Annotated in this window: 17 protein-coding genes; 3 read left to right on the top strand and 14 right to left on the bottom strand. The window is 68.7% G+C overall.

The window, feature by feature from the left end:
* Positions 1 to 7 precede the first annotated feature (7 nt).
* The 5 genes from tsaE to glmS all read right to left on the bottom strand — a co-directional run bounded on the left by tsaE (position 8) and on the right by glmS (position 6,140).
* Positions 8 to 520 (bottom strand): tRNA (adenosine(37)-N6)-threonylcarbamoyltransferase complex ATPase subunit type 1 TsaE, encoded by a 513-nt coding sequence (tsaE, locus tag QC765_RS11325; RefSeq protein ID WP_278314547.1) that lies wholly within the window; start codon positions 518 to 520, stop codon positions 8 to 10.
* Entirely contained in the window at positions 414 to 1,478 is a 1,065-nt protein-coding gene (locus QC765_RS11320; RefSeq protein WP_278314546.1) for an alpha/beta fold hydrolase, read from the bottom strand. The genes tsaE and QC765_RS11320 overlap by 107 nt, the downstream gene beginning before the upstream one ends.
* Before the next feature lie 106 nt (positions 1,479 to 1,584).
* Positions 1,585 to 2,775 (bottom strand): alanine racemase, encoded by a 1,191-nt coding sequence (gene alr, locus QC765_RS11315; RefSeq protein ID WP_373876738.1) that lies wholly within the window; start codon positions 2,773 to 2,775, stop codon positions 1,585 to 1,587.
* A 50-nt stretch (positions 2,776 to 2,825) separates the two neighbouring features.
* A complete protein-coding gene (locus QC765_RS11310) occupies positions 2,826 to 4,271 on the bottom strand; it encodes an NAD(P)H-hydrate dehydratase (protein WP_278314544.1) in 1,446 nt (481 codons plus the stop codon).
* A 6-nt stretch (positions 4,272 to 4,277) separates the two neighbouring features.
* Positions 4,278 to 6,140: a glutamine--fructose-6-phosphate transaminase (isomerizing) gene (gene glmS / locus QC765_RS11305; RefSeq protein ID WP_278314543.1), complete on the bottom strand. Its 1,863-nt coding sequence runs from the start codon at positions 6,138 to 6,140 to the stop codon at positions 4,278 to 4,280.
* 162 nt (positions 6,141 to 6,302) lie between these two features.
* Between glmS and QC765_RS11300 the strand changes: the two genes are divergently transcribed.
* The gene (locus QC765_RS11300; RefSeq protein ID WP_278314542.1) at positions 6,303 to 7,229 is read left to right on the top strand and encodes a dienelactone hydrolase family protein; all 927 of its coding nucleotides are present in this window, start codon (positions 6,303 to 6,305) and stop codon (positions 7,227 to 7,229) included.
* Here QC765_RS11300 and QC765_RS11295 read toward each other — a convergent pair.
* The 9 genes from QC765_RS11295 to eccCa form a co-directional block, all read right to left on the bottom strand.
* Positions 7,155 to 8,165, bottom strand: coding sequence for a hypothetical protein (locus QC765_RS11295; RefSeq protein ID WP_278314541.1), 1,011 nt, complete (start codon positions 8,163 to 8,165; stop codon positions 7,155 to 7,157). The two genes, QC765_RS11300 and QC765_RS11295, sit on opposite strands and share 75 nt — an antisense overlap.
* Complete coding sequence (locus QC765_RS11290) at positions 8,162 to 8,461, bottom strand: hypothetical protein (protein ID WP_278314540.1); 300 nt, start codon at positions 8,459 to 8,461, stop codon at positions 8,162 to 8,164. Before QC765_RS11290 ends, QC765_RS11295 begins: the two co-directional genes overlap by 4 nt.
* Before the next feature lie 284 nt (positions 8,462 to 8,745).
* The gene (gene glmM, locus QC765_RS11285; RefSeq protein WP_278314539.1) at positions 8,746 to 10,089 is read right to left on the bottom strand and encodes a phosphoglucosamine mutase; all 1,344 of its coding nucleotides are present in this window, start codon (positions 10,087 to 10,089) and stop codon (positions 8,746 to 8,748) included.
* Positions 10,090 to 10,311: 222 nt separating this feature from the next.
* A complete protein-coding gene (gene rpsI / locus QC765_RS11280; protein WP_278314538.1) occupies positions 10,312 to 10,872 on the bottom strand; it encodes a 30S ribosomal protein S9 in 561 nt (186 codons plus the stop codon).
* Positions 10,869 to 11,312, bottom strand: a complete 444-nt coding sequence (rplM, locus tag QC765_RS11275; protein WP_278314537.1) for a 50S ribosomal protein L13 — start codon at positions 11,310 to 11,312, stop codon at positions 10,869 to 10,871. The genes rpsI and rplM overlap by 4 nt, the downstream gene beginning before the upstream one ends.
* 207 nt (positions 11,313 to 11,519) lie before the next feature.
* A complete protein-coding gene (locus tag QC765_RS11270; RefSeq protein WP_278314536.1) occupies positions 11,520 to 11,810 on the bottom strand; it encodes a WXG100 family type VII secretion target in 291 nt (96 codons plus the stop codon).
* A 93-nt stretch (positions 11,811 to 11,903) separates the two neighbouring features.
* The gene (locus QC765_RS11265; protein ID WP_278314535.1) at positions 11,904 to 12,221 is read right to left on the bottom strand and encodes a WXG100 family type VII secretion target; all 318 of its coding nucleotides are present in this window, start codon (positions 12,219 to 12,221) and stop codon (positions 11,904 to 11,906) included.
* Between the two features lie 234 nt (positions 12,222 to 12,455).
* The gene (locus QC765_RS11260; RefSeq protein ID WP_278314534.1) at positions 12,456 to 13,880 is read right to left on the bottom strand and encodes a hypothetical protein; all 1,425 of its coding nucleotides are present in this window, start codon (positions 13,878 to 13,880) and stop codon (positions 12,456 to 12,458) included.
* Positions 13,877 to 17,875, bottom strand: a complete 3,999-nt coding sequence (eccCa, locus tag QC765_RS11255; protein ID WP_278314533.1) for a type VII secretion protein EccCa — start codon at positions 17,873 to 17,875, stop codon at positions 13,877 to 13,879. Before eccCa ends, QC765_RS11260 begins: the two co-directional genes overlap by 4 nt.
* A gap of 325 nt (positions 17,876 to 18,200) precedes the next feature.
* Here eccCa and eccD point away from each other — a divergent pair, with 325 nt between their 5' ends.
* Positions 18,201 to 19,646, top strand: coding sequence for a type VII secretion integral membrane protein EccD (gene eccD / locus QC765_RS11250; protein ID WP_278314532.1), 1,446 nt, complete (start codon positions 18,201 to 18,203; stop codon positions 19,644 to 19,646).
* Positions 19,646 to 21,049, top strand: coding sequence for a type VII secretion-associated serine protease mycosin (gene mycP, locus QC765_RS11245; protein WP_278314531.1), 1,404 nt, complete (start codon positions 19,646 to 19,648; stop codon positions 21,047 to 21,049). Before eccD ends, mycP begins: the two co-directional genes overlap by 1 nt.
* Positions 21,050 to 21,108 lie beyond the last annotated feature (59 nt).

The following is a 21,108-nucleotide window of genomic DNA, read 5'->3' as shown; positions in this document are numbered from 1 at the left end:
TGCGCGCTCAGGCGCCGTCCACCCATTCCCAGCGCGCTTCCCTCGTCTCGTCCTCGCGGTCGCGGTCTAGCTGCACCCACAGGTAGCGGTCAACGAGCCGCTCGGCGAGCCCCTCGCCCCACTCGACCACGAGCACCGCATCCTCGAGCTCGGTATCGAGATCAAGGGCATCGAGCTCGTCGAGCGCGAGGTGCGCATCGTGGGCACGCTCGGCATCGCCCACCAGCCGGTAGAGGTCGGCATGGACCATCTCCACCGGCGGTAGCCCGCCTGGGCGGCTAGCTCCCGCACGATGCTCGCGGGCGATGATGAACGTGGGCGAGCTCACCGTGCCCTGCACGCCTAGTCCCGCAGCGATCCCGCGGGCCAGCGCGGTCTTGCCCGCACCGAGCGGCCCCGAGAGCAGCACCACATCACCGGCGGCGAGCCCAGCCGCCAACCGCCGACCAAACGCCTCGGTGTCCTGAACGGTCGGCAACTGCTCTGAATACACCGGCAAGGGACCTTTCGGATCGGGCATGCTCGAACGACCGGTTGATCAGTCGCTCCAGGGCTTCACTGACCACCTGGGGACGCTCCATCTCCACCATGTGGCCTGCTTTTGGCACACGGAGCAGCTCGGCATGCGGAAGCGCTTCCGCGATCGCCACCGAGTTTCGGAACGGCGTCACCATATCGCCGTCGCCGCAGATCACCGCAGCCGGGACGGGCTTGAGGATCGGCAGCGCGAGCGACTCGTCATGCTTCTCGAGCGCGACGAGGAAGTTGACCATCGTGAGCAGGTTCGTCTCGTTGGTCATCTGCTCGGAGAACCGGGCTACCTCGGGAGGCACGCGCCGATCACCGTAGGAGGTGACCTTCAGGATCGGCGACAGCAACGGCCGGATGGCGTCGCGGCTCTGCTGGATCATCGCCGGCGCTGCCTTGACCGCGAGCTGGGCAGCCTTGACCGCAGGGGTATCGAGCATCCGCGCGACCCCGGCCTCGGAGAGCCCGCTCGCCGCTGTCGCCACGAGCCCCACGCCGATGACCCGATCGCGGACGATCTCGGGGAACTGCCGCGCGAAAGCCAGCACCGTCATGCCGCCCATCGAATGGCCAACAAGGATGACCGGCCCCTCGGGCGCCTTGGCGCGCAGCACCGCCGCGAGATCACGTCCTAGCTGCGGGATCGTGGACGACTCCGAGGACGGCATGCCGGACTGGCCGTGCCCGCGCTGATCGTAGAAGACCATGCGCACCCGCGGCCCGAACATCCGCTCGATGTCCACCCGCTGGAAATGCCAGGCACCCATGTGCAGGCAGAACCCGTGCGCGAACACCACGGTCACCGGAGCATCAGGCGGACCGACCTCGCGGACGTTGAGCAGCAACTGATCGTCGGTGACGACAAAGCTCGCCCGATCGGTCTGCATCAGCCGGAAGTCGTGGTCGAACGAGCGCCGCGCCGCGCTCGCAGGAGCACTAGCAGCTGCCACCGGGTCCTCCGCGCGACTCCGGGCGCGAGGCGATGCCGCCGCCCGCCTCCGCGATCCGGTGGGCTGCCGCCGCCGTGCCCGCCCCTCCGCCGAGATCTGCTGCCGCTCAGGCGCTGCCATGGATGCCCACGCCTTCCGGATCGCGATACGTGCGCGCCACCCGCCCCTTGATTCCAGTCACCACTTCATAATGAATCGTTCCGAGCTCATCGGCCCAGTCCTGCGCGATCGGCGCGCCGTCATCGCCCGCGCCGAACAGCACCGCCTCGTCCCCCTCCGCGACCGAGATCTCCCCGGGACCGAGATCGATCACGAACTGGTCCATGCAGACCCGTCCGACCGCGGGGCGGCGCCGCCCGCCCACGAGCACCTCGAAGCGTCCCGTCAGGTTGCGGGGAATCCCGTCGGCATAACCGGCCGGGATCAGTCCCACGGTGGTATCCCTCGGCGCGGTCCACACATGCCCGTAGGAGACACCCTCGCCCGCGGCAACGTCCTTGACCAGGGCGATCCGTGCGGTGACGGTCATAGCGGGCCGCAGCCCCATCTGGCCCCGGTCCGGCACCGGCGACAACCCGTACAGGGCGATCCCAGGACGCACCATGTCGAAGCGCAGATCCGGCCGGGTCATCGTTGCTGCCGAGTTGGCGACATGCAAGCGGCCAGGATCGATGCCGCTCGCCCGAGCATCGGCGACCGTCTCGCGGAAGCGCTCGGCCTGCGCATCGATCACGGGGTGCTCGGGCTCGTCCGCGTGCGCGAGATGCGTGAAGAACGACTGCACCACCACGCTCTCGTCCACGACGGCCTTGGCCAGCAGGTCGCGCAGCGCCGGCCACTCGCGGGGGGAGACTCCGTTGCGGTTTAGCCCCGAATCGACCTTCACCGCCACCTTGGCCTGCGTGCCGGCGGCATCAGCGGCGGACAGGACAGCGGCGAGGTGCCGCGAGGAGGACACGCCAATCGTGATGCGGTGTGCCAGAGCGGGCGCGAAATCGGCATCGGGCGCGTGCAGCCAGCAGCTGATCGGCGCGCTGATCCCGGCCTCGCGCAGCTCGACGGCCTCCTGGACCGTGGCCACGCCCAGTTCAGTGGCGCCCGCGGCGAGAGCGGCCCGCGCTACCGGTACCGCGCCGTGCCCATAGCCATCGGCCTTGACCACGACCATCACATCGGCCGGACCAGCACACTCACGCAGGATCCGGGTGTTGTGCGCGATCGCGCCGAGGTCGACCGCGGCTTCGAACTGTGGATTGCTCACGGCTACGATCCTGCCACTTCGCGCCGTGCTGGTCACCGCTCCCGCCTATCGCGCCGCTCACCAAGGCAGGCCGGCTGCCACCTGCATCACCGCGCCGAGCGCAGGGCACGGATAGCGGACGGCACCGCGGCGAGCAAGTGGCTCGCCGAGATCGGGCCACCATCGGCAGGTCCGCCACCTGCTGCGATGCGCGCCGCACGAGCGTGCGCATGGGCTGCCATCGCGGCGGCCTCGTGCGGTGGGATTCCGGCCGAGACGAGCGCGCCAATCATTCCGGCAAGGATGTCGCCGGTGCCGGGCGTGGCTGCCCAGGAGGAGCGCGCGCGCACCACCAGCGGCACCGAGCCCGCGGTGGCCACGATCGTGGCATGGCCCTTGAGCAGGACCGTGGCGCCATAGCGGCGTGATGCCTCGGTCGCCGCAGCGATGCGGTCCTCCCCCACCGGCTGCCCGGTGAGCCTCGTGAGCTCGCCGTCATGGGGCGTCAGCACGAGTGGTGCTTGGCGGCCTCGCAGGAGGCTGGCATCGGCGGCGAGCAAGGTGATGCCGTCGGCATCGACAACCGTGGGCGCATCGCGCTGCAGCACGGCCTCCAGATCACTTCGGGCCTGCTCGCTGGTGCCCATCCCGGGTCCTGCGACCCAGCCATCGATGCGCGGGGAGCCAGCCGAGCCGGGATCAGGCAGGTCGTCGGACACGATCGCTTCCGGGTAGCGCTCCACGACAGCGGACGCGGCCGCGCCGAAGCAGCGGACCATGCCGGACTTGCTGCTGATCGCGCCGCCGGCGGCGAGGAGCGCCGCCCCCCGGTAGCGGGCCGATCCGGCGAGCACCCCGGTGACGCCAAGCGTGTACTTGTGATCGCGCGGACCAGGAACCGGCCAGCGGGCACCTACCTCGCCGTCGGTGAGCTCGGCCAGCGACGGCGGGGGCAGCTCCAGGCCGATGTCGACGACCTCGATCGCGCCGCACGACTCCCCAGCGAGGGCATGGACGGGCTTGCGCGCGCCGAATGTCACTGTGAGCGCCGCCCGCACGGCGGGGCCCGGCACGGCGCCGCTGCCTGGGTCCACGCCGCTGGGCAGGTCCACCGCGATGATCGGTGACCGGATGCCAGCCACATGCTCGGCAGCCGCGGGGCGGAGGGACCCATGCCCCGAGATGCCGACGATGCCATCGAGCACAAGATCGGGCTCCCCTAGCCGGGGCACGATCCGGCCGCCCGCTGCACGCAGCGCCGCGAGCCCGGCTGGGTGCGCGCGATCCGGCGAGAGCAGGACCGCTTCCACGGCCACGCCTCGCTTTCGCAGGAAAGCCCCGGCCCACAAGGCATCTCCGCCGTTGTCACCACTGCCCACGAGCAGGCCGACATGGCGTCCCGCGATGGCCCCGGTACGCGAGTGCAGCTCGCGCGCGACGATCGTGGCAAGCCCCCATGCGGCACGACGCATGGGGACCCCGTCCGCGACGCGCGCGAACAACGCCGACTCCGCCGCGCGGATCTCGGCGACCGTGAAGTAACCGAGCGGCACGAGCAGCTACTCGACGGTGACGGACTTGGCGAGGTTGCGCGGCTTGTCCACGTCGTAGCCACGGGTCTGCGCCACCTGGGCGGCGAAGATCTGCAGCGGCACCGTCGACAACAGTGGCTGCAGCAGCGTCGGGGAGGCCGGGATCTCGATGAGATGGTCGGCGAAGGGCTTGACCGTCTCGTCGCCCTCTTCCGCGATGACGATGGTCCGCGCGCCACGCGCCTGGATCTCGCGGATGTTCGACAGCATCTTCGAGTGCAGCACAGCGCGGCCCTTTGGCGACGGCATCACCACGATCACGGGCAGCTCGTCCTCGATCAGCGCGATCGGGCCATGCTTGAGCTCGCCAGCCGCGAAGCCCTCGGCATGGATGTATGCCAGCTCCTTGAGCTTGAGCGCGCCCTCGAGCGCCACTGGGTAGCCCACGTGGCGGCCGAGGAACAGGATCGTGGACTTGCTCGCCATGTCCCGGGCGAGCTCGCGCACTGACTCTGCCTGCCCGATCAGCTTCTCGATGAGCTCCGGCATGGAGGCGAGCTCGGCGAACTCGCGCGCCACCTCGTCGGGATACTTGGTGCCGCGTGCTTGCGCGAGGGCAAGGCCAACGAGGTAGTTCGCCGCGACCTGCGCGAGGAACGCCTTCGTCGACGCGACGCCGATCTCCGGTCCTGCCCGCGTGTAGAGGACCGCGTCGGATTCCCGGGGGATCTGCGAGCCATTGGTATTGCAGACCGCGAGCACACGCGCCTTCTGCTCGCGCGCGTGGCGCACCGCTTCGAGCGTGTCCGCGGTCTCGCCGGACTGCGAGATCGCCACGACCAGCGTCGAGCGATCAAGCACCGGATCCCGGTAGCGGAACTCGCTCGCGAGCTCCACTTCCACGGGCAGGCGCGCCCAATGCTCGATGGCGTACTTGGCGACGAGGCCCGAGTGGTATGCGGATCCGCAGGCCACCACGAAGACCTTGTCGATATCGCGGAGGTCCTGATCGGTCAGGCGCTGCTCATCGAGCACGATCCGGCCGTTGGTGAAGTGACCGCGCAGGGTGTCGGCGACCGCGAGCGGCTGCTCCTCGATCTCCTTGAGCATGAAGAAGTCATGCCCGCCTTTTTCCGCTGCCGCGAGATCCCAGTCGATGTGGAACGGGCGACCCTCCACAGGCTCGCCATCGAAGTCAAGGATGCGGTAGTCATCCGCGGTGATGATGACGACATTGTCCTGCCCGAGCTCGATCGCCTCCCGCGTGTGCTCGATGAACGCGGCGACATCCGAGCCGAGGAACATCTCGTTCTGTCCCACGCCCACCACCAGCGGTGTGGAACGGCGGGCCGCGATGATCGTGCCCGGGTGATCGGCATGGGTGAACAGCAGCGTGAAGGCGCCCTCGAGGCGGCGCAGCACCTTCAGCGTGCTCGCCTCGAAATCACCAGCGGTGTCGCCCTCGGCATAGGCGCGAGCGACGAGGTGCACCGTGACCTCGGTGTCGGTATCGCTGAGCAGGTCCACGCCTGCATCCTCGAGCTCGGCGCGCAACGGCCCGAAGTTCTCGATGATGCCGTTGTGGACTACGGCGATGCGCTGGTCCACATCTCGGTGCGGGTGGGCATTGCGATCCGTCGGACGGCCATGGGTCGCCCAGCGGGTATGCCCCATGCCCGCGACGCCCTTGAAGGAATCCCGCCCATCCTCGTCGAGCGCTGCCTCGAGATTGGCGAGCCGACCTGCTCGCTTCTCGATCGCCAGTCCCCCGCTGCCATCCAGGACAGCGATGCCCGATGAATCATATCCGCGGTACTCCATCCGGCGAAGCGCCTCGACGACAACGTCCAGCGCTTGCCGGTGACCGACATACCCGACAATCCCACACATAGGAACACAGCCTACTGATGAATCACCGCGACTTCCGCACCTCCGGCGTTTCCGCAGGAAAATGCCTATGACCCGCACCACATGGGCCCTTGGCGGGCGCGGCCGAGCGGTTTGGCATCCGATTGCGCGACGACAGCGCGCCCATCCGCTAACGTCGTGGACGTGGCCACTAACCCGAAGAAGCTCGTAGCCCAGCTGTCGCGCCGCGGACCGCACCGCGTGCTGCGCGGCGATCTCGCCATCGCGGGCATGCCTGGCCTGGTGCTCGCCCCCGAGGAAGGATTCAACCTTCCTGCCGTGGCATTCGGGCACCACTGGCTGACCAGCCCGGAGCGCTACCTCACAACGCTCAAGCACCTCGCATCGTGGGGATTCGTGGTCGTCGCACCGTCCACGGAACGTGGCGTGGTGCCCTCCGCCCTGAACCTCGCCGCGGATCTCGATACCGCCCTCTCCATCGCTACCGACGTGCGCCTCGGGCCGGGCCAGATCAGCGTCAAGCCCAGCAAGCTCGGCTTCGTCGGCCATGGCTTTGGCGCGGGCGCCGCGGTGCTCGCCGCGCAACGCCGCAAGGACAACCCGGTGGCAGCGGTCGCGTCGCTCTTCCCCAGCACTGTCAGCCCATCCCCGGAAAAGGCCGCCGAGCAGCTCTCCATGCCGGCGCTCATCCTCGCTGCCGAGCTGAAGTCCTTGACGAGCAATGCGCGCTCGCTGGCCGAGAGCTGGCAGGGCGAGGCGCTCCTTCGCACCATCGAGCAATCCTCCAGCGCGGGCCTCATCGAGGGACACCGCATCTCCAGCTGGTTCGGCCTCGGCAAGGCTGAGAAGAAGACCCAGGCCATCAGCCGGGCGCTGCTCACTGGCTACCTCCTGCACCAAGTAGCGGGCGACAAGAACTACGCGGCGTTCGCGGACCCCTCTACCGAGATCAAGGGGACGCTCGTGGTCGACCCCGCCCTGCGCATGCTGCCTGAGGACGAGTTCGACGAGATCCTGTCCCTGCCTCCCGTCGAGCTACCGGGAACGCCGTCGCGAACCGAACTCGCTGGCCCGGCTGAGCAGCCCCGCAAGGCTGGGATCCTCGGCTAGCTGCTCCCCCGCGCCCCTCTCGCTGGCCGATGCGGCACGTCCCCTCTCGGCAGTGGGCCGCAGTGGTTCCGGTAGAGGCGGCTCGGATGGCACGGGAACTGGCGCCGGGAGCTCATCGGCCTGAGCTGGCAGATCAAGCATGCTGGCACGAGCGCCGGGAGGTTCTTCCATGTCCGGAACAGGAGCAGTGGGCGCAGGAGCAGTGGGCACCGAAAGATCCGGCGCGGGAGCAGCGGGCATGTTGTGAGTCGTCGACGCCCTCGGCGGAGAGACCGGCGACTCGAGCAGCGTGGCCTTGATCAGGAGGGTGCCGAGCTCGCGAGCGTCCTGGAATTCCTGTCGCGCTTGGCGTAGCTGCTCCACGATCTCGGCGCCGCGCGGTAGAGCATGCGCGCGCATCCAGTCCGCCGGAGCCGGGAAGCCGCCCTGCAACAAGCGGAGGATCACATCGGGGATGTCCTCGCCCATGATCTCGGCGGGCCAGGCCTCAGCGATCCTGGACACTGCACCGAACAGCGCAATGAGGGCCTCACTGACTTGCTCGGTTGCCGTGGCGAATGCTTCGGCGACACCGTGTGCGTGATCAGCGATATCGCCGGATTCCCGGTGAGCGGCGGCCAGCCATGCCCCTGCCTCGATGGTGATGCCAGGCAGCCTGCTGGCCTCGCGGTCCTCCTCCGCCACGGTCGCGCCGAGGTCGGCAACGCGCCCGGCGACGACAGCGCATGCGGCCCAGGCGGCGAGATCCAGGTCGTCGGCATCGTGGAGCAGCCCTGGCCACACCTCGTCGATCCTGGCGAGCATCCCCGGGTCCGGGACGGCCAGCGCGGCCTCGCGCAGCAGCCCGAGCAGCGTTGCCAGCACCGAGATCGGCACATGGTGCTTTTCCCGGAGATCGGCCGCGGACACCGCCGAGCCCTCGGGCACCTCGATCACGATGCATCCCAGTTGAGCTGGTGGCCACACCGGGAGATGCTCGTTGCCCAGTCCGCGTCGGCGTCCGTGATGCGCTCCAGCGCAGCATCCGCGCTTGCCGCTGACATCTCCCGGAGGCGCGCCCAGGCGCCGAGAGCGTTCGTCCAGGATTCCCAGGCGTCGTCGAGCGGCGCGGAACGTGGCTCGATGCCGCGGGCCAGCGCAGCTGCTCCCGAGGCCAGGCGCGCGGCGCTTGCGAGCTGCCCGCGCAGCTGGGCATCACTGCCGGGCTCCTCGGTCTTGTCGGGTTGCTGCATGTGCTGCTCCTTGCCTCATCGCGACCGGGATTCCCGGCCCAATGAGTAGGACGCAGCAGAAGCCCCCATGGTTCCCCTGCTGCCAGAGATTCTTCGCCGAGGTGCTGCATGCGGCTGGGCGGCTGGGCGGCTGGGCGGTGATTCTGCAAAAGCACCGGAAAACGTCAAACGCGATAGAAGCCGACCTGGGATTCCTGCAGCTTCTATCGCGTTTGCGGCTAGACCGACCGGCCCACCAGAGCCTCGGCCCACCATGTAACCGACTGGCCCACCAGGCCAGGTCCCTACACGCTGGAAACAACCTCTGCGAGCTGCTCCGCGACGCGCTGCGCGTGCTCCGCCGTGGTGGATTCCACCATGACGCGAACGAGCTGCTCGGTGCCCGAGGGGCGCAGGAGGACGCGTCCGCGCTCGCCCAGGTCCTGCTCGGCGTCGGCCACAGCGGCCTGGACCAGGATGTCGCGGGTCGCCGCGTTCTTGTCCCGGACCCGCACGTTGATGAGCACCTGCGGGAGGATCTCCATGACCCCAGCGAGCTCGCTGAGGGGCTTGCCCGTCTCGGCGATGCGGGCCATCAGGCGCAGCCCGGTGAGCAGGCCATCGCCCGTGGTGCCATATTCCGGCATGACGATGTGGCCGGACTGCTCGCCGCCGAGGCTGTAGTCACCGGACTTGAGCTCCTCGAGGACATAGCGGTCGCCCACCCCGGTAGTGCGCACAGTGATGCCCTCGCCCTGCATGGCGATGTGCAGGCCCAGGTTGCTCATCACGGTCGCGACTAGGGTGTCCTCGCTGAGCTCGCCAGCATCGCGCATGGCGATGGCGAGAACCGCCATGATGGCATCGCCATCGACGATGTGTCCGTGGCCGTCCACGGCGAGGCAGCGGTCGGCGTCCCCGTCGTGCGCGAGCCCGATATCGGCCTGATGCTCGACGACAGCGTCCTGGAGCATCGTCAGATGGGTGGAGCCACAGCCCTCGTTGATGTTCAGCCCGGTGGGCTCGTTGTTGATCGCGATGACCGTGGCACCGGCGGCGGCGTAGGCCGCAGGCGCTGTGCTCGATGCGGCACCGTGCGCGCAATCGACCACCACGGTGATGCCCTCGAGGGGAGTGGAGATGGTGGTGGCGAGATGCGCGAGGTAGCGGTCCTGGGCATCGGGGGCATCGGTGATGCGGCCGATATGACTGCCGGTGGGGCGCTCAGTGGTGCCTTCGGCGATGGCTGTCTCGATCTGATCCTCGATATCGTCGGGCAGCTTGCGACCGCCGGGCCCGAAGATCTTGATGCCGTTGTCTGGCATGGGGTTGTGCGAGGCGGAGATCATGATGCCGAGGGCGGCATCATATGCCGCGGTCAGGTAGGCGACGGCTGGGGTGGGCAGCACACCAACGCGCACCACATCAACGCCTGCCGCCGCGAGTCCTGCGGTGACGGCGGCCTCGAGCATCTCGCCGCTGGCTCGGGGATCGCGGCCAACGATGGCGAGCGACCGCGAGCAGGAGGGGGCTTCCGCGCTACGCGCGAGGACTCCGGCGGCGGCGCTGGCCACTGATACGGCGAGCTCCACGGTGAGATCAGCGTTGGCGAGCCCCCGCACTCCGTCGGTTCCGAATAGTCGACTCATCCGCCCGTTCACTTCCCTTCCACGTCGTCGACGTCAACTATCGCATTATCTTGTCCGGTTGGGCTCCACGACGGCCCGGTGTCACTTGCCCGGTGTCCCCGCCCCGCTTCCGGGATCGCAGGCAGCGGCATGGTGCGCGAAACGGGAGCAGGCCCGGACCTGTGCGGTCCGGGCCTGCTCACGATCACGTGCGGCAATGGATCGCCAGCACGTATCGCTCGATCAGCGCTTCGAGTACTGAGGCGCCTTGCGGGCCTTCTTGAGGCCGTACTTCTTGCGCTCGGTGGCACGCGCGTCACGGGTGAGGAAGCCAGCCTTCTTGAGGGCGGGCCGATCATCCGGGGTGACGTCGATCAGGGCACGAGCGATGGCGAGGCGCAGCGCGCCAGCCTGGCCCGAGGGGCCGCCGCCATGGAGGCGGGCGTGGATGTTGAACGCGCCATCGCGCTCAACGAGCACCAGCGGTGCCTTGATGAGCTGCTGGTGCACCTTGTTGGGGAAGTACTCCTCGAGGCTGCGCCCGTTCAGCGTGAACTGGCCGTCGCCGGGGGTCAGGCGCACCCGAACCACGGCTTCCTTGCGCCGGCCCACGGTCTGCACGGGGCGGTCAAGGATGATGGGGGCCGCGGCCTCGGGCTCGGACTCGGTGGTGAAGCCTTCGTCGACGAGATCCTCGGCGACGTCCTCGGTGACGACCATCTCCGCGGACTCCTCGGCGACGATGCCTTCGTCTACGTTCTCGTATTCAGGCGTGGTCACGTCCTGCTCCTCCGGTGTGGTCACTGGGCCACCTGCTTGATCTCGAACGGGATGGGGTTCTGGCCGGAGTGCGGATGCTCGGGGCCCGCGTAGACCTTGAGCTTCGTCGCGATCTGGCTGCCCAGCTTGTTCTTCGGGATCATGCCAACGATGGCCTTCTCCACCACACGCTCGGGGCGCGTCGCGAGCGCCTCGCCGATGGTGCGGGACTTCAGGCCGCCGGGGAAGCCGGAGTGGCGGTAGACCAGCTTGTTGTCACGCTTGTTGCCGGTGAGGGCGACCTTCTCGGCGTTGACGATGATGACATAGTCACCACCGTCGAAGTTCGGTGCGTATGTGGGCTTGTGCTTGCCGCGGAGAATGGTCGCGGCCTGGACTGCGAGCCGTCCGAGCACCAGATCGGTAGCGTCAATGACGTACCAGGTGCGCGTGACGTCGCCAGCCTTGGGGCTGTACGTAGGCACGGTTCTACCTCGTCTTATTCGTATTGCTGCCGGCCAAGCGGCGTAGCGGGGCCGGACCCGGCGGCCGGTTGAGACCCGGGGACCCCTCTGTGCTACATGCCGAGGCGGTACTCTACCGCGAATCATTTCCGCTGGTCAAATATGAAAGCAGCCCCGATGGACCTCTCCTTCCATCGGGGCTGCTCGCAGCGGGCAGCTATCGGGGAATCATGCCCACTGCTGCGCGGCGGCACGCTCGGCGTCCCGCATCTGGTCATTGCCGTCGCCCACGGCCCGGCCCACAGCGTCGAGGATGAGCTTGAGGTTCAGCGCGGCATCGTCCCACCGGCGCTGCTGCGCCTGGTAGTTCGCGGAGGCGTTGCTGTCCCAGGATGCCGCGAGGCTCGACACATAGCCCTTGAGATCGTTGAGCGTGTTGTCGAGGTTGGCGGCAGAGGTAGCGAGATCGGCGCGGAGCGCCTCGATCTGCCCGAAGTTGTACTTGATCTGATCAGACATGACGTTCTTCCTTGTGAGGTCGCAGAAGTGGTGCAGCACCGTTGACACACAGTGCAGGGGCGGGACGCTGCCGGCTCGAGACGGCCCCAGCGCCTAGGACATGTTCAGGAGACCGCCGACATTGTTGAGCGAGCTGGCGTTGGCAACCTCGGCGCCGTCGTACTTGCGGCCGCTCTCCCGGATGGCATCGCTGATCGCCGAGAGCGCAGTGTTGAGCTTGACCGCCTCGGCGTCCCAGCGGCTGATGAGCGAGCCGAACGCACCCTTGGCCTGGCCGCGCCACGCGCCCTCGACGTTGGCGATCTTGGCGTGGAGCGCGTTGAGCTGGGCGCTCACATCCTCGCTGACCTGCTTGACATGGTTGGCGGCGGCGTTCATGTCCGCGGTGGTGGTCGTCAAGTTGTTGCTCATGGGTTCCCTCCCCTAGTTCCGATGGACCCGGCGTGATCGATACCTGGCCCTAGCACTGCCGCGGTCGCATTCTCCGGGTTCGCTAATGTCTGACGCGATGGATCCCGGTTTGGTTCCGCTCGGGCAAGAAATCTTCGAGAAATATCCGACGCCCTCGATGTTCTTTCTGATAAATGCGCCTTGAGCTGCATGGACAGCGAGAAGTGATCTGGCTCACAGATGAAATTGCCGGGGCTAGCCCACGTGTCGCACCGTCCTGACGACACCCAGGCACTCCGAGAACGCCGAGTCCGCCGCGGCAGCGGCCCCGCTCGACTCGCACCCGATATTGGCCTGCTTGCCGCCCACCAGGACGACGAACCACGTCACGCTGCCCCGCTCTGCGCCACGGGCGTCGACCAGCACCTCTCGGTAGGCGGCCTCCGCCCCGGTCTCGCCGACCGAAGCGTGCCCGAGCTGCGGGTCGGAGTCCACGAGTCGCGTGACCGCGCCAGCAATCCCCTGTTGCTCGATGCCGGAGCCGGGGCCGCGCCGCGCGATCAGGATCCGCCGCTCATCGGAATGGTCGAACGGCAGCAGCTCCGCCAGGAACCCACCCGGATCGTGGTGGTCCGCGAAATCGCTCCAGCCCATCCCCCAGCCCGTCGGCAGCGTGATCTGGAGATCACCGATGGTGGCATCAGCACCGTGGTCCGATCCTGGAGCCTCGGCGGCGGAGGTCGTTGCGGGGCCACTGGATACGGGCGCGCTGGACAGGCTCAGATCGTGGGCATCGTTCTCCCCGATCACGGCCAGGAGCAGCGCGGCACCGCCGAGGAGCGCCAGGGCGCACGCCAGCACCAGCACGAAGCTACCGCGACGAGCCGGACTGGATTCCCGTGGCGGCCGCGGTCGCGCCCGGGGCAGATCGCCACCTCTGCTGCCCCACGCTGCCGGAGGGTGCTTCAGGTACGTGCCGGGCAGGAGCGCAGCCGCGCCGTCGAGCAGGCACTCGTCCGTAGCGGTCACCGAGGAATCGTGGTGCGGGATCGATGGACCCGCCCTGGTAGCGCGAGCCGGTGCAGCACCGGGATCGTGGATGCTCGTCGCGAGCACCCTCGGCGGGAACGACTCGATGTCGAGGACCGTCTCCACGTGCCGGAGCGGATCGTGCTCAACGACCACGAGCCGGCTCTCGCCCGGATAGCGCCTCGTGCGGTCCGCCGCGCAGGCCACCGCAGCGCTCACGAGCTGCACCACGCTCCCGTAGCGGCGCATCGCGGAGGCCAGGGCACGGCGATGCGCCGACGGCCACCACGTCGGGTGCACGATGACCAGCGTGTCGGTTGGCTCGCGCGCATCCAGCCGGGCGTGCAGCGCGAGCGCATCCAGGACTGTCGGCATCGGGACGGTCGCCGAAGCGAACGCCAGCACCGGATCATCGAGGAACTCGAATGGGTCGGGCTCGGCATCGAGCAGCTCGGCCTCGGTCGGCGCGGGCCCGGCTTCCTCGCCATCGTGCTCGTTTCCCACGACGATGGCGCTGCCGCGCAGCCTGACCATGGTCGGTCGGCGCACGATCCGGCCGCGCTCGCGCCAGGTGATGCGCCCGGGCCCGATCACGATGATTCGCTGGCCCGGGGTCGCCTCGTTCGGGTTCGCCGCGCCAGGGATCGTCACAGCGGCGGGGTCCACGCGAGCTGGACCCGCTGCTCTCCGCCACCGCGAGTGATCATCACGCCGCGGCCGGGAGGCTGCTCACTGGGCCGCACCGAGCCGATCAACGCGCCCTCGTCGCGGCTGCCATTCATGACCAGCCCCATCGGGTTGAGATCGCGCAGCGATGCCATTACCGGCTCGAACAACGCTCGCGAGGCACCACCTGTGCGCCGGGCGATGATCAGGTGCAGGCCCACGTCCTTCGCCTGGGGCAGCAGGTCGAGCAGGCCCGAGAGCGGGTTGCCGCCGTTGGTCGCGACGAGGTCGTAGTCATCAACGATCACGAACACCTCGGGCCCCGACCACCAGGAACGGTCCCGCAGCTGCTGCTGGGTGGTGCCAGGACCGGGTAGGCGATCGCGCAGGAACGCGCCGAGCTCGCCGATCAGGTCCTGCAGGTTCGCGGCCGAGACCGCGTACCCGGCGAGGTGATTCGTCTCGACCACGCCGAGCATGGTGCGACGGAAGTCCGCGAGCAGGATCTTCGCCTGCTGGGGCGTGTTTCGCTCCATGATGCCCTCGCAGAGCGACCGCAGGAGGGCGGTCTTGCCGGACTCGGAATCCGCGAAAACCACGAGGTGCGACTGCGAGGAAAAATCCACCGATACGGTGCGTAGCTCCGCCTCGTTGATGCCGATCGGGATCGACAGCGGGTTGCTGGCATTGGCCTGCAGGTCGAGCTCATCCCGGGAGAACTGCGCGGGCAGCATCCGCACCGGCGGAGCCGCCCGGTCGCCCGCCCGCTCGCGGAGTTCCCGTACTGCCGCGCCGACACCATCGGTGAGGTCGTGCGGATCCGCTGGAGGAAGGAACGTGGGCACCGCGATCAGCATGTGCAGGCCCTCCCGGGTGATGCCGCGCCCGGGCTGTCCCTCGGGCACGAGCAAGGCAGCTTTTCGGTTCATCTCCGAATCATTGGCGTCGCCCAGGCGCAGCTCGATGCGCGTCCCGAGCTGGTCCTTGGTCCCGGCCCGGAAGTCCGTCCACCGGGAGGCGCTGGCGATGACATGCACGCCGAACGACAGGCCCTGCGTGGCGAGGGCACCGATGGCGGCCTCGAGCTCCTCGAACTCCTGGCGGACGGTTTGCCAGCCGTCGACAACGAGGAAGACATCGCCGAATGGTGCATCGTCGATGCTGTGCCAGCCGGTGTCGCGCTGCTGGTCCCGGGCCCGGCGGTACTCGGACATCGAGGAGATGCCAAGCCGCTGGAACAGCTTCTCGCGGTGCCGCATCACCGTGGTGACCTCGGCGACGGTGCGACGGATCCGGTCCGGCTCCAGCCTGCTCGCGACGGAGCCGACATGCGGCACCTGGGCGAGCCCGGCGAGGGAGCCGCCACCAAAGTCCAGGCAATAGAACTGCGTCTCGCGCGGGGTGTGGGTCGCGGCGAGCGCCATGATGATGGTGCGGATCGTCGTGGACTTGCCGCTCTGCGGGCCACCTACGACAACAATATTGCCCTGGCTGGCTGACACATCGATGACAAGTGGATCGCGGCGCTGGTCATAGGGGCGATCGATGATGCCGATGGGCACGCGCAGCGCGCCACCCCCAGCTCCCTCGCGGGGGATGCGCTGGGCGGGCGGAACAAGCTGGCCCACCGTGGGCGATGTGGCGAGCGGAGGCAGCCACACCTCATGGGCATGGGGCCCGCGACCACGCACCGCGGAGAGCACCAGGTCGAGCACAGTGCGTTGCATCGCGGTGGGCGCCGGGCGCGGACGCGCGGGAGCGTTTGCCTGTTCCTGCGCCGGCTCCGGATCGGAGGGCCGCGCGGTGAAGGGAACCACGCGCAGTTCCCCCGTGCCGCTGGCCACCGCGGCATCCTCGACAGTGGCGGGCGGGACGTAGCCACCGGAGACATAGGAGGCGTTGAAGCGCTGCGGCTCGGCGGAATCCACCTTCAGGTAGCCAGCACCGGGAACGGGCGGCAAGTGGTAGGCATCAGGGACGCCAAGCACCGAGCGGGACTCCTGCGCGGAGAACGTCTTCAGGCCGATCCGGTAGGACAGGTGGCTCTCCAGGCCACGCAGCCGACCTTCCTCGAGCCGCTGGCTGGCGAGCAGCAGGTGCATGTGCAGCGACCGGCCGAGCCTGCCGATCATGACGAAGAGGTCGGCGAAGTCAGGCTTCTGGCTGAGCAGCTCGGAGAACTCATCGACGACGATGAACAACGCCGGCATCGGATCGAGCGCGGCACCGTTGTGCCGGGCACGCTCGTACTCGGCGACGCTGGCGAAGTTGCCCGCGGAGCGGAGCACCTGCTGGCGACGGTTCATCTCGCCCTCGAGAGCGTCACGCATCCGGTCGACCATGGTGATCTCATCGGCGAGGTTGGTGATGATCGCGGCAACATGCGGGGCGCCCTCGAGGCCAAGGAACGTGGCACCGCCCTTGAAGTCCACGAGGACAAGATTGAGGGATTCGGGCGAATGCGTGGCGACCAGGCCCAGGACGAGCGTGCGCAGGAACTCGGACTTGCCGGATCCGGTGGCGCCGACGCACAAGCCATGCGGGCCCATGCCGTTCTCCGCGGATTCCTTGAGGTCGAGCTCGATGACGCTGCCGTCCTCGCCATGCCCCACCGGCACGCGCAGGCGGTCACGCCCGCGGCGCGGGCGCCACATGGCACCGGGATCGAAGCGTGCCACATCACCGGCACCGATCATCGTTGCCCAATCGGGCAGTCCCGCGGCGGTCGGGTCCTGCGCGCTGTGCACGGTGCCGGGGGCCGCGATGCGGTAGGGCGACAGGGCCATCGTTGTCATGCGCGCCACGCCAAGGCCCAGCTGGTCAGCGCGAGCGAACATCTCCGGCCCGCTCGGGCCTTCGGCGCCGATCTGGCCCCCGTCCACGAGGAGCGATATCCCGTGGCGATCGGACAGGGCGGCTGCCGCCCCATCCAGGTCGACGATGGTCACGCCATCCATGCCGTCGCCAGCAATCAGTGGCTCATCGCCATCGACGATGCCTCCATCGACAACGATCAGCACGTGCGGCTGGCCTGCCGTGGCCGGGGCACCGCGGACGAACCGCGACCGGCCCTCGAGGACCGGGGCCAGCCGCTCCGCGGCATCGTGCAGGCTGGGATAGATCATCCGCTCCGGGCCCGCGATGTCGCGGCGGCGCGGGTGCTCGGCGTGGGGCAGCCACTTGGCCCACTCCCATTCGGGAAGCTCGGCATCGCCGCAGATGACGACCATGCGAAGGTCGTCAGGACCGTGGAAAAAGGCAAGCTGGCAGGCCATCGCGCGCACGACCGAGCGCGCGTCCTCGGTGCGGCTGCCCGTGGCGCCCCGCATGGTGATGGCGGCGAATCCGCGCATGGACAAGGCCACCGGCAGGTCAGGCACGATGGAATGGGTTCGCACGAAGCGGCGCAGCGCGATCACCGAGATCGGCTCGAGATCCTCGGTGGGGCCAGTCTCCGGTGGCACGAGGGACAACGCGAGGCGCTGCGCGCCGATACCGATGCGCGCGGAGAGGTACTCGTCGTCATCCACCGAGCGTTCCCACATGCGGTGGCTGCCCGCGAGGCACCACAGTCCCTCGGGCGCAGGATGATGCCATTCAACGGCCGCGCGCTGGCGGGACGCCGCATCAACGACGTCGGTGCGGGCATCACCGAGATAGCGCAGGTAGTCCTTGCGCTGCTCATTGAGCTCCGCGGTGCTCGTTCCGCCCCGTCCGCCCGAGCTAGCGAGCATGCCGACCATCGACACGGCCATCATGACCGGGAACATCAGCATCATCGGGTTGCGCGCCATCCCCGAGGAGAACATCAGCGCGACCATGCCGATCATCGCGAGCACCATCACCACGGGCAGCAGCTTCTGCACCATGTTGCCCGGCACGGACCGGGGCAGCTCCGGTGGAGTGCTGAGACCGAGCTCACCGCCCGGCATGATCGGCGCCTCGCTGCGGCGGCCACGAACAACATGCACGATGCTCATCGCGTTTCCCCCCTGTGAACAGGCTTTTACGTGCCCCACTCCCCCAAGCGGGCACGTGGCGCGGCAAGCTTGCACCGCGCCAGTTCGCTCCCGGGGCGACCCGGGACGCACAAGTACTCTAGCATCGCAAACCTCCTCTACGACTTTCCAAACTCACCGATCCAGCACATACTGGGAGGGGTCCAAGCACTGACGATGGGGGTATCCCAGTGCTCGGAACCATCTCGCGCCACCGGTATGGGAACCGGAAAGCGCACTAGCACAAGCACGCTCGGTGGCCTTCTCGCATCGCCGCCGGGCGCCACGAATTCCGGGGGGAACTCGCGTGAACGATCTGTCGCAGGAAAAGCTCGGTACCAGCGATGCGCCATCGCTCTGCCACATCTGTGTGGTCTCGCCCACGCGGCAGATCGACATCGCCCTGCCTGACACTGTGCCGCTGATCCTGCTCATGCCCCGGCTCGTGGAGCTCACGGCCGCCGGTGACGACACCGAGCGGCAGCCTGGCGGTGGATGGACCGTCGCGCGCATTGGCGGCGAGCCGCTCGATCTCAACCACTCGCTGGGACGCCTTGGCATCCGCAACGGCGAGCTGCTGCTGCTCAGCCCCGCCGAGCAGGCGCCTCCGTCGGTGCTGTCCGACGATGTCATCGACGCGGTAGCGAGCTACTCCAGCAGCCAATCGTCGAGCTGGGCCGCCGGTAGGGCCCACCCCATCACGTGCCTCCTGCTCGTCGTCGCTGCCCTCGTCGCAGCGGTCTCCATGCTCCGCGCTCCCGCGGGAACGCATCTCGCGCTCGCGAGCATCGTGCTGCTCGCGATACCGGCGCTGATCACGCTCGCGCTGCTGGGCAAGGGCACGCGATCACCCTGGGCCACGACGAGCCTTCTCATCGCGACCGTGCCACTGGTCGCCGGGGTGCTGGGGCAACTCGTCCCCGGCGGCCCCGGCGCTCCCCACGCGCTCATCGCCGCGATCTACACGCTGTGCCTGATGGTCATAGCGGCCCGCCAGGCCCCGGAGACCGCGCATATCCAGACCTCCCTGGCGACCATCGCCGCCTTTGTCGCGCTTGGCACGATCCTCCTGATGATCACTGACGTGACCCCGGTCCACGGCGCTATGGCCTTCCTCGCCGCCAGCCCGTTCGCCGCCGCCCTCGCCCCACGGCTCTCGGTGGCGCTCGCTCGGCTCCCGCTGCCCCCCGTGCCCTCGCCCGGCATGTCCCTATCGCTGGCCGATCCGGCAGGCGACGCGCCAGGTCTCGCCAGCGATCCCGCCACCGCGACCGCGGACGTCGAGACCCGCACAGTCGTGGCCTACCGCTATCTCGATGGCCTGCTCGCCGCGATACTCGCGCTGAGCGCGGGCGCGGCCACCGTGACGGCCTTCCACCTCGCGACGACCGACGATCCCCGCGGATACGCGAAGCTCGCGCTTCTCGCCGTGATCGCATCCGCGTTCCTGCTACGTGGCCGCGGAATCGCGCGCACCGTCCCGGCAGTGATCATCGCGAGCACGGGCGCCCTGGTAGCCACCACGGCCATGGTGGGGGCGGCGTGGTCCCCACTGGTGCCCACCACCGCCACCGTCGTCGTGGCGCTCGCCCTGCTGATCGGCACCTTCATCGTGGGAGCCATGCTGCCGGGCGGCACCTACACGCCCGTGCAATACCGCCTCGTCGAGTTGCTGGAGTACCTGATGCTCGCGCTCGCGGTGCCGGCCGGGCTATGGGCCCTCGACCTGTTCAGCTACGTACGGGGGCTGTGATGCCCGCGCCGTCAGCAACCAGTAGCCGGCTTGGCATCTCCCTCGCTGGACTTGGTCTCGCGCTCGTTGTCGGGACCGGCACCGTGACGGCCCAGCCACCCGCGGTCGACGATGCGTTCCTGCCCCCGGGCGCGCCCGCTGCCCCGCTCGAGCCAACCACGCAGCGGTTCACCTGCACCGCGGGCGCCGCGAGCAAGGACCTCGATCCCGCGGCGCTGGCCCATGCGGCCCAGTCCCTGCGCTACGAGTCCGCGTGGCCCTTCGCCCGCGGTCGTGGACAGATCGTGGCGGTCATCGATACCGGCGTCAGCCCGCATCCGCGGCTGCCCGGGCTCATCGCTGGCGGCGACTTCGTGGGCACTGGGGACGGCACCGAGGATTGCGACGCCCATGGCACGCTCGTCGCCGGCATCGTCGCCGCGACCAGCAGCCCGACCGACTCCTTCTCCGGGGTCGCGCCCGATGCGACAATCCTGTCGATCCGCCAGTCCAGCCTCAAGTTCGGGCAATCCGCCCGCTCCGACGAGAATAGCTACAAGTCCGAGAACTCCACCGGCACCGTGATGACCCTGGCCATGGCCGTGCGCCGGGCGGCTGACCTCGGCGCAACGGTCATCAATATCTCCGAGGTCGCCTGCGCCCCAGCGAGGCTGGCCCTCGAGGACCGGGCGCTTGGTGCCGCGCTGCGCTATGCCGTGGATGTCCGGGATGTCGTCGTCGTCGCGGCCGCGGGAAACGCGACCGAGCAAGGCCCGTGCAAGCACAACCCGGCGGCGAGCCCGCACGATGGCGGCCTGCCGAACTGGGATGCGTTCGGCACGATAGCGACACCTGCCTGGTACGACGACTACGTGCTGGCCGTCGCTGCGGTCGACACCAATGGCGCTCCCTCGGCTTTCACCCTCAATGGTCCCTGGGTCGATATCGCCGCTCCAGGCGAAGGGATCATCTCCCTCGACCCGGCCTCCGACGGCCTCTCGGATTCGATCGCGCACCAGGACGAGACGGGCTCCGTCCAGCTCGCCGAGATCGCGGGCACCAGCTACGCGGCACCTTTTGTGGCCGGCACCGCCGCCTTGGTCCGGGAACGGTTCCCCGAGCTCGCCGCGCGCGAGGTGATCGACCGGATCCTGGCGACCGCGCATGCCCCTGCCGAGGGGTGGAGCCCGACCGTCGGGCATGGGATCGTCGACCCAGTCGCGGCTGTCACCGCGGAGCTCGAGGATCGGTCAGCCACTGTCGAGAAGGCTTCCTACCGGGGGAAGCCAGCCCAGCCCATGGCGGCTCCGTCGATCGGGACCGATTCGGAGGGGCAAGCCGGGACCATTGCCGCGGTCACGGCTTTCGGGATTGTCATGGCAACCTCTATTGCGCTTCTCGTCGCCGGGCGTCGTCGCGAATAAATCCGGGCGGTACCCACGGAAGCGCGAACCGCACACCTAGTGCATTCGTATTCTGCGCG

Origin of the sequence: Hoyosella levis, assembly GCF_026008515.1 — a bacterium.
GTDB classification, from domain to species: domain Bacteria; phylum Actinomycetota; class Actinomycetes; order Mycobacteriales; family Mycobacteriaceae; genus Lolliginicoccus; species Lolliginicoccus levis.
The sequence above is the reverse complement of the archived record's forward strand: the minus strand, read 5'-3'. Positions and strand labels throughout refer to the sequence as shown.